Genomic DNA, 7701 nt, shown 5'->3' on the forward strand with positions numbered 1-7701 from the left:
TTTCTAAAAATCCTAATTAGCTTTGATCTTTTAATTTTAGATATGTTAACCCACCATAAAATAATTGCAGCCGAATTAAAGGTTGCAGAAAAGCAGGTAACTGCTACTATAAATTTGTTAGATGAAGGCGCCACTGTACCTTTTATTTCACGTTACCGTAAAGAATTAACAGGCAGTTTGGATGAAGTTGAAGTTGCCGCAATCCGCGACCGCGTTTTGCAGTTACGCGATCTCGATAAGCGTCGCGAAGCCATCCTAAAATCAATGACCGATTTAGGAAAACTTACCCCTGAGCTCGAAAAACAGATTAACGAAGCAGAAACCATTTCGCTTTTAGAAGATATTTATTTGCCATACAAACCTAAACGTAAAACGCGTGCGTCGGTGGCTAAAGAAAAAGGACTCGAGCCATTGGCTTTACAGATTTTTGATCAAAGCAGTTTCGACCTGGGTGCTGAAGCAGATAAATTTATAGATACCGAAAAAGGTGTAAATTCTTTGGAAGAGGCTTTAGCCGGAGCAAGGGATATTATTGCTGAAATGATTTCGGAAAATGCCGAAGCCCGTACCAAAATGCGCACCTATTTTCAGGAAAAGGCCGATTTTAAATCAGAAGTAATTAAAGGAAAAGAAGAAGAAGGCATTAAATATAAAGATTACTTTGAGTGGAATGAGCCAGTTAAAACCGCAGCCTCGCACCGCGTACTTGCGATGCGTCGTGGCGAAAAAGAACTTATTTTGCGCCTAGATGCCCTCCCACCTGCAGAAGATGCCATTGCATTATTGGAAAATCAGTTTGTTTTAGGTAACAATGCAGCTTCAAAACAAGTACAGCAAGCTTTAGAAGATGGTTACAAACGCTTACTTGAACCAGCAATGGAAACCGAGCTGCGTGTTTTCACCAAACAAAAAGCTGATGAGGAAGCTATCCGCGTTTTTGCCGAAAATGCACGTCAGTTGTTACTTGCAGCACCGATGGGCCAAAAAAATGTCTTGGCTATCGATCCGGGCTTCCGTACCGGTTGTAAAGTGGTTTGTTTAGATAAGCAAGGTCAATTATTAGAAAATACTGCCATTTACCCACACACAGGACAAGGAAATGTTAAAAATGCCGAATTCAGTATTCAGCAGCTTTGCGAAAAACATGATATTGAAGCCATTGCAATTGGTAATGGAACAGCTGGGCGGGAGACAGAGACTTTTGTTAGAGGTTTAAATTTACCGCATATCACCATTGTTATGGTAAATGAAAGTGGTGCTTCAATTTATTCGGCCTCAGAAGTTGCCCGCGAAGAATTCCCAACCCATGATATTACCGTTCGTGGTGCTGTATCTATCGGCCGCAGGCTAATGGACCCACTGGCAGAGCTGGTAAAAATCGATCCAAAATCTATCGGTGTTGGCCAGTACCAGCACGATGTGGATCAAAATAAATTACAGGCAAGTTTGGATGATACCGTAATCAGCGCGGTAAATGCCGTTGGGGTAGAACTAAATACCGCTTCGAAACAAATCTTAGCATACGTGTCAGGTTTAGGACCAGCTTTGGCCCAAAATATTGTAGATTATAGGAACACCCATGGCGCGTTTAAAAACCGCGAAAGCCTGAAAAAAGTTCCGCGTTTAGGCGATAAGGCCTACGAGCAGGCTGCGGGCTTCCTGCGCATCCGTAATGCCGAAAATGTATTGGATACCAGTGGTGTACACCCTGAACGCTACGCGGTAGTAGATAAAATGGCTAAAGACCTGGGCACAACTGTTTCTGCATTGATGAAAGATACGCAACTACAAAAACAGATTAAGCCACAACAATATGTAACTGACGAAATTGGTCTGCCGACCCTTAACGATATCTTAAAAGAATTGGCAAAACCTGGCCGCGATCCACGTGAGCAGTTTGAGGCATTTAGCTTCACCGATGGCGTTAACGAAATTGCCGATTTAAGAACAGGTATGAAATTGCCAGGTATTGTAACGAATATTACCAATTTTGGTGCTTTTGTTGATATCGGCGTTCACCAGGATGGATTGGTGCATACCAGCCAATTGGCAAACCGCTTCGTAGCCAACCCGAACGATGTGGTAAAAGTGCATCAAAAAGTAGAAGTTACTGTTATGGAAGTTGATGTAGCCCGTAAAAGGATTTCGCTATCGATGAAAACTGAAGCTAGTCCGAAGTCAGAAGTCCGTAGTCAGAAGCCAAGGGATCAAAAAACAAAGCAAGATTACAAGCCGAACAATAATAAACAAAACTTCAAGCCACGCAATGAGCCAAAAGATGCCGACGGTGATCTGCAGGAAAAACTTGCAAAATTGAAAGGTATGTTTAAATAAATTTCAATCTGTCATTTCGACCGTAGTGGAGAAATCTTTTTAGATACTTTTCTAAAGGATTTCTCCATTCCGCGATGCTTTAGTCGAAATGATGATAACTGTTATTTATTTTCCGTATTCCTAAACACTAACCTTTTCATTATATACTTTAGGGTTTTATATTCCATAAATAGATCAGCGCATGGTTTTTTTTAATGCCCAAAGCATATTTTTTACCGTTCTGGATTACAAAATGAGTTACCTAGAGTTCTTTGCGGTAATAACCGGAATTATCGCTGTAATCCTCTCTGCTAAAGCCAGTATCTGGAGCTGGCCTGCGGGTATTGTAAATGTTTTCCTTTCAGCATTTTTATATTATCAAACCCAGCTCTACCCCGATATGTTTCTGATGATTTTCTTTTTTATTACCAATATCATGGGCTGGTGGCGATGGAAAAACCCAAAACCTGAAGAAGAAGAAGATAAAAATAAAGAACTCAAAATTAGCTTTATGCCGCTGAGACAGTTTTTAATTTTACTTGTTGCAGGCATTGTTGGCACAATATTAATAGGCACGCTGGCCAGTCAACTCCACAATTGGCTCCCATTGTTGTTTAACCTGCCGAGTGCCTATCCATTTGTCGATTCATTTATTTTTGTAATGAGTGTAATTACCACTTTTTTAATGATAGAGAAAAGGGTTGAGTGCTGGATTATCTGGCTCATAATCGATATCGTGGCTACTTACCTTTATTTTCTCAAAGGAATCAAATTTATGGGAGTCGAATATTTCGTTTTCACCATTATTGCCGGCTTTGCATTGTGGAACTGGGTAAAAGAATATAAAAGCTACAGTAAAGCAAACTAATTGGAGCGCTACTTCAGGAGCCTTAAAGTGATTCAACCTTATATTTTTTTGAAAAGAATGATTTGATTTGTATCTTCAGGTAAAATCCAAAATGATATGACAGCTAAACAAATGCTTCCTATCATCCCTGACAATATTCTGGTTAATAAAATTCACGAACTGAGAGTCTACAAAGTAATGCTCGATAGTGACCTGGCGGAGTTGTATAATGTGGGAACTAAACGGCTAAACGAGCAGGTAAGTAGAAACCCGGATAGATTCCCTGAAGATTTCATGTTCCAGCTCACAGATGAAGAGTGGCTAAACTTGAAGTCGCAAATTGCAACTTCAAGTTGGGGCGGTAGACGAAAACTTCCATATGCTTTTACTGAACATGGTATATTAATGCTTTCGAATGTATTGAGTAGTAATACAAATTGTAAGGATCTTTACCCGTATCCCCAATTTGCTTTCAGAAAATACTAGCCTCAAGCTGGAAATAGAAGAAATAAAAAAGAACCTAAGCAACCACGATAAAAATGTTGAATTGATTTTTGGCTATCTCGATCAGCTTATTGAAAAGAAAAGTAAACCGAGGAGACGGATTGGTTACATGCCCGATGATCTTTAATGTTAATCACATTTATATTTAAAATTATAAACAGCATCCCAAACTACCCTAACGTAGTTGGGTACCCCAGGATTAATTTCTGAATGTGTATTAATTAGTTTCATAGAAATGATTTTTCCATCCGAATCTTTTGTATATAGAAATGAATATGAAACCGAATATCCACTACCATAATTTGTTTGTAAACTGGTTTGTTTTACCCCACTTAACTGATTTTTACTTGTTTTACCAAAGAAACCCGGTATAACTTCAACAATATCAAGATAATAAAGTGGATTTGCATTACTTGTTAAATCAACGGCAATATCATTATTATAAGTATATTCCAAAGTTTCAGTATGTCCTCCCAAAGAACTAACACTAGCTATCTTTACCAAATTCTCATTGTTATAGTTGAAAATATATACAGTTTGACTGTTTGAGTAAGTATCAATTTTGGTCAGACTTGAAATATATCCTTCAGCATTATAACTTAAATTAGCTCTAATGCTTCCATTATAAAATTCTACATAAATAGCCCGCCCCTGCCCATCAAGCTTATAAATCCAGTCACCATTATATTTTGTTCTTAGCGTTAGTTGGCCAGGCGTAGTTATAACGGAAAAACTTCTGAAAGCACTATCCTGTGTGCTTACAATACCCTTAACATTATATTTTTCGTCATAATTTACAACTGCTGACCCTGCATAATAGGCAGCATTTATTTTTTTATCGGGATTAAAAACCATATCCGCAGAAATTATCCGGCATTTCTTCGCATTATCAGTGTCCTTTTCAGGAACAGAATCTTTGTTACATGCAGTAAATAAAATAATTGCGAAAAACAGGCTAAAAAATTGTGATTTCATTATTGAGCGTTCATATTAAAATTAAGGCACTAAAATATTGTTTTTATTTAACAATCATTAGAATTCTATTCATAGCACATATCAAATTTGTTTTCTAACACTCCCTGAATAATAGGTGAGTTCAAAAGCAACTAAAAATACCAGGCACGAGTTTTTCGCAGAAACTAACCTTGTTATCTAAAGCCGCAAAGTCGTCATTCCTGAATCTCTAAATTAGAGGGAGGTGAGTAGCTGATTCTAAATCATTAAACTTTTTTCAATCAACTATTTGATAATAAAAGTATTCTATCTATCTTTGCAGTCCCAATTTTAATGGGAATAATAAATTGTTTAATAAATTAAATACAAGCAAGTGAATACGTTAAGTTACAAAACTGTCTCGGCCAATGCTAAAACTGTAAACAAACAGTGGATTGTTGTTGATGCGGAAGGCGAGATTTTGGGGCGCTTGTCATCGAAGATCGCTATGATCATCCGTGGTAAAAACAAGCCTGAGTACACCCCACACGTAGATTGCGGAGATAACGTAATTGTTATCAATGCAGACAAGGTTAAATTGACAGGAAACAAATTCAGCGAAAAGCAATATGTTTCTTATACTGGTTATCCAGGTGGTCAACGTTTTATCTCTCCAAAAGAGTTAATGGCGAAACACCCTCAACGTGTAATCGAGAAAGCGGTACGTGGTATGTTACCGAAAACTAAATTGGGTAAAAAATTATACACCAATCTTTTTGTGTATGCTGGTGCAAATCACCCTCATGCAGCTCAATCTCCAAAAACCATTAAACTTTAAGAAATGTCAGTTACTAACACTTCAGGAAGAAGAAAAACAGCTGTTGCACGTATCTACTTAAAAGATGGTGCTGGCACAATTACCGTTAACGGTAAAGACCACAAAGAATATTTCCCTACCTTACCTTTGCAATATATCGTAAACCAAAGTTTAGAAGTTTCTGAGCTTACTGGCCGTTATGATATCACTGTAAACGTACAAGGTGGTGGAGTAAAAGGACAAGCAGAAGCTGTTCGTTTAGCTATTGCTAAAGCGATTGTTGAACTAGATGCGGAGAAAAAACCTGCATTACGTGCTAAAGGCCTAATGACGCGTGATATGCGTATGGTTGAGCGTAAGAAACCAGGACGTGCTAAAGCTCGTAAGAAATTCCAATTCAGTAAACGTTAATCACAGGAGGCAAAGACAATGGCAAGAACAACTTATCAAGACTTATTGGATGCAGGTGTACACTTTGGTCACCTTACCCGTAAATGGAATCCAAAAATGGCTCCTTACATTTTCATGGAGCGTAATGGAATTCACATTATAGATTTAAATAAAACTTTAACTAAAACTGAAGAAGCTGCGGCAGCGATTAAACAAATCGTAAAATCAGGACGTAAAGTTTTATTTGTATCAACAAAAAAACAAGCTAAAGGAATCGTAGCTGAACAAGCTAAAAAAGTAAACATGCCTTTCGTAACTGAACGTTGGTTAGGTGGTATGTTAACTAACTTTGCTACTGTTCGTAAGTCAATCAAAAAGATGTCTAACATCGATAAAATGACTAAAGACGGTACTTATGCTATCCTTTCGAAAAAAGAGCGTTTAATGATCCAACGTGAGCGTATTAAATTAGAATCACTTTTAGGTGGTATTGCTGATTTAAACCGTTTACCTGCAGCTTTATTCTTAATTGATGTTAAGAAAGAGCACATCGCGGTAACTGAAGCGTTAAAATTAAACATCCCTACTTTTGCGATGGTTGATACTAACTCTGATCCTTCTAACATCGATTTCCCAATCCCTGCGAATGATGATGCTACAAAATCTATCTCTTTAATTACTGATGTAATTATCAAAGCGATTGAAGAAGGTTTAGAAGAGCGTAAACGCGAAAAAGATGATGAAGCAGAAAAAGAAGCAGTAGCTGCTAAAGCTGCAGCTGATGCGCCTGAAGCTAAAGAGCCAAGACGTAAAAAAGCTGCTGAAGCTGAGGTTGAAGCCTCTTCATCAGAAGAAACTAAAACAGAAGAATAGTAATATTTTTTAATTGCAGGTTACTGGTTTCAGGTTTTAAGTTGGCTTAACACGAGTTTAACTTAGCGCTTGTAACTTGTAACCTGTAATTGTTATAACAAGATTGTAAATTTTAAAAAAGGAAATAAAATGTCTACAGTACAAATTTCTGCAGCAGATGTAAACAAATTGCGTCAACAAACTGGCGCTGGTATGATGGATTGCAAAAAAGCTTTAGTTGAAGCTAACGGCGATTTCGAAGCAGCTGTTGATTTATTGCGCAAAAAAGGTCAAAAAGTATCTGCCGCACGTTCTGGCAATGCTACTTCTGAAGGTCTGGTATCAATCGCTCTTTCAGCAGACGGTACAAATGGTAAATTAGTTGCTTTAGCTTGCGAAACTGAGCCAGTTTCTAAAGTTGAAGATTTCCGCAACCTGGCTCAGGCTGTTTTAGCTGCAGCAGTTGCCAACAATCCTGCTACTGCTGAAGAATTATCAGCAATTACTTTGGAAGACGGACGTACAGTTGCTGAAACCATCACTGAACTAACCGGCAAAATCGGTGAGAAAATCGTTATTCAGGAGTATGCAAATATCTCTGGCGAAAAAATCGTTTCTTATATCCACTCTAATGGTAAAATGGGTGTTTTAGTAGTATTTGAAGGTGCTAATGGCGTAGATATTACTGAAGCTGGTAAAGATGTTGCAATGCAAATTGCTGCAATGAACCCAGTTGCTGTTGATAAAGACGGTGTTGATCCAGCTACTATTGAGCGTGAAATCGAGATTGCTAAAGACGTTATCCGTCAAGAAGGCAAACCAGAAGAAATGGTTGAAAAAATCGCTGCTGGTAAATTAAACAAATTCTACAAAGACAGCACTTTATTAAACCAGGAGTTTGTTAAAGACAGTTCAGTAGATGTTCGTAAATTCTTAGACAACACTGTTAAAGGATTAACTGTATCTGCTTTCAAACGCGTACAATTAGGTGCATAAGTACTAATAAAACATATTTAAAAAGCCGGTTATAGACTGACCCCAAAAA

At 37.9% G+C, this 7701-nt stretch carries 8 protein-coding genes; 7 read left to right on the forward strand and 1 reads right to left on the reverse strand.

Features of this window, described 5'->3' with window-relative positions; genetic code table 11:
* Window positions 1-42: 42 nt before the first annotated feature.
* The 3 genes from DBR40_RS26265 to DBR40_RS26275 all read left to right on the forward strand — a co-directional run bounded on the left by DBR40_RS26265 (window position 43) and on the right by DBR40_RS26275 (window position 3646).
* The gene (locus DBR40_RS26265) at window positions 43-2334 is read left to right on the forward strand and encodes a Tex family protein (protein ID WP_124562704.1); all 2292 of its coding nucleotides are present in this window, start codon (window positions 43-45) and stop codon (window positions 2332-2334) included.
* Window positions 2335-2566: 232 nt separating this feature from the next.
* The gene (gene pnuC, locus DBR40_RS26270) at window positions 2567-3181 is read left to right on the forward strand and encodes a nicotinamide riboside transporter PnuC (protein WP_233603996.1); all 615 of its coding nucleotides are present in this window, start codon (window positions 2567-2569) and stop codon (window positions 3179-3181) included.
* Window positions 3182-3292: 111 nt separating this feature from the next.
* Window positions 3293-3646: an ORF6N domain-containing protein gene (locus DBR40_RS26275; RefSeq protein WP_124562706.1), complete on the forward strand. Its 354-nt coding sequence runs from the start codon at window positions 3293-3295 to the stop codon at window positions 3644-3646.
* Between the two features lie 147 nt (window positions 3647-3793).
* Here DBR40_RS26275 and DBR40_RS26280 read toward each other — a convergent pair whose 3' ends face one another.
* Window positions 3794-4639, reverse strand: a complete 846-nt coding sequence (locus DBR40_RS26280) for a hypothetical protein (RefSeq protein ID WP_124562707.1) — start codon at window positions 4637-4639, stop codon at window positions 3794-3796.
* A gap of 352 nt (window positions 4640-4991) precedes the next feature.
* On the opposite strand from DBR40_RS26280, the gene rplM reads away from it, so the two are divergent.
* From rplM to tsf, 4 genes are all read left to right on the forward strand, one after another.
* Window positions 4992-5435, forward strand: coding sequence for a 50S ribosomal protein L13 (gene rplM, locus DBR40_RS26285; protein ID WP_039481184.1), 444 nt, complete (start codon window positions 4992-4994; stop codon window positions 5433-5435).
* 3 nt (window positions 5436-5438) lie between these two features.
* Entirely contained in the window at window positions 5439-5825 is a 387-nt protein-coding gene (rpsI, locus tag DBR40_RS26290; RefSeq protein WP_124562708.1) for a 30S ribosomal protein S9, read from the forward strand.
* Between the two features lie 18 nt (window positions 5826-5843).
* Complete coding sequence (gene rpsB, locus DBR40_RS26295) at window positions 5844-6677, forward strand: 30S ribosomal protein S2 (RefSeq protein ID WP_039481189.1); 834 nt, start codon at window positions 5844-5846, stop codon at window positions 6675-6677.
* Window positions 6678-6806: 129 nt separating this feature from the next.
* Window positions 6807-7652, forward strand: coding sequence for a translation elongation factor Ts (gene tsf, locus DBR40_RS26300; RefSeq protein ID WP_124562709.1), 846 nt, complete (start codon window positions 6807-6809; stop codon window positions 7650-7652).
* Window positions 7653-7701 lie beyond the last annotated feature (49 nt).

The sequence above is a fragment of the Pedobacter sp. KBW01 genome, from assembly GCF_003852395.1.
GTDB lineage: Bacteria > Bacteroidota > Bacteroidia > Sphingobacteriales > Sphingobacteriaceae > Pedobacter.

Coding starts and splice junctions, on each gene's coding strand:
- DBR40_RS26275 (WP_124562706.1), top strand. CDS start 3,293: ATGCTTCCTATCATCCCTGACAATATTCTGGTTAATAAAATTCACGAA.
- rpsI (WP_124562708.1), top strand. CDS start 5,439: ATGTCAGTTACTAACACTTCAGGAAGAAGAAAAACAGCTGTTGCACGT.
- pnuC (WP_233603996.1), top strand. CDS start 2,567: ATGAGTTACCTAGAGTTCTTTGCGGTAATAACCGGAATTATCGCTGTA.
- rpsB (WP_039481189.1), top strand. CDS start 5,844: ATGGCAAGAACAACTTATCAAGACTTATTGGATGCAGGTGTACACTTT.
- tsf (WP_124562709.1), top strand. CDS start 6,807: ATGTCTACAGTACAAATTTCTGCAGCAGATGTAAACAAATTGCGTCAA.
- DBR40_RS26280 (WP_124562707.1), bottom strand. CDS start 4,639: ATGAAATCACAATTTTTTAGCCTGTTTTTCGCAATTATTTTATTTACT.
- DBR40_RS26265 (WP_124562704.1), top strand. CDS start 43: ATGTTAACCCACCATAAAATAATTGCAGCCGAATTAAAGGTTGCAGAA.